Raw genomic sequence first — 1,017 nt, 5'->3', positions numbered from 1 at the left:
CACCGTGTGATCCTTCGAGTGAACCTACCAAAGCACTCTCGAAAGGACGTTTCACGATGACCGTCACCCCTTCTAGTATCGACCTTCGCGGCCTGTTGGAGGAACAGCTTTTGCAGGCAAGTCCTGACCTGATCCGGGACTTGTTGCAGATGTTCATCAACACCCTGCTCTCAGCCGAGGCTGACGCGGTCTGCGGCGCTGAATATGGGCAGAGCTCTGATGCCCGGCAGAACCGGCGCAACGGCTACCGGCACCGGGGCTTCGACACTCGGGCCGGCACTTTGGATGTGGCGGTACCCAAGCTGCGGCAGGGGACCTACTTCCCCGAGTGGCTGCTGGAACGACACAAACGTGCTGAGCGGGCACTGACCTCGGTGGTGGCCACCTGCTACTTGCTGGGGGTCTCTACCCGCCGGATGGATAAGCTCGTCGGGTCCCTGGGGATCGAGAGCCTGTCGAAGTCCCAGGTCTGGCAGATGGCCTCTGAACTCGATGAGCAGGTCGAGGCCTTCCGCACCCGACCCTTAGACTCTGGGCCCTACACCTTCGTTGCCGCTGACGCGCTGGTGCTCAAAGTCCGTGAGTCCGGCCGTGTGGTCCCGGTGCACGCGATGGTGGCTACCGGCATCAACCGCGATGGCCACCGCGAGATCCTCGGCATCCAGGTCAGCACCGCCGAGGACGGGGCCGGCTGGCTGTCCTTCGTCCGCGACCTGACCGCCCGGGGCCTTAGTGGAGTGAAGCTGGTGACCTCTGATGCCCACACTGGGTTGAAGGCCGCGATCGCTGCGACCTTACCCGGTGCAGCCTGGCAGCGGTGCCGGACACACTAAGCGGCCAACCTAATGGCCACTACCCCCAAGGCCTCCTGGCTCTGGGTGAAGACTCTGCTGCACAGCATCTATGACCAGCCCGATGCCCAGGAAGTACACGCCCAGTTCGACCGTGTCGTCGAGGCCCTGGACCATAAACACCCCAAGGTCGCCGACCACCTGGCCGGGGCCCGCGAAGACATCC

1 pseudogene is annotated in these 1,017 nt (G+C 63.7%); it reads left to right on the top strand.

Going from position 1 to position 1,017, the window contains the following annotated elements:
* Positions 1-56 precede the first annotated feature (56 nt).
* Positions 57-1,017 (top strand): annotated as a pseudogene (locus tag DYI20_RS12155) (IS256 family transposase); the annotation flags it as partial.

Source organism: Auritidibacter ignavus (assembly GCF_003703835.1).
Classification (GTDB): Bacteria; Actinomycetota; Actinomycetes; order Actinomycetales; family Micrococcaceae; genus Auritidibacter; species Auritidibacter ignavus.
The sequence above is the reverse complement of the archived record's forward strand: the minus strand, read 5'-3'. Positions and strand labels throughout refer to the sequence as shown.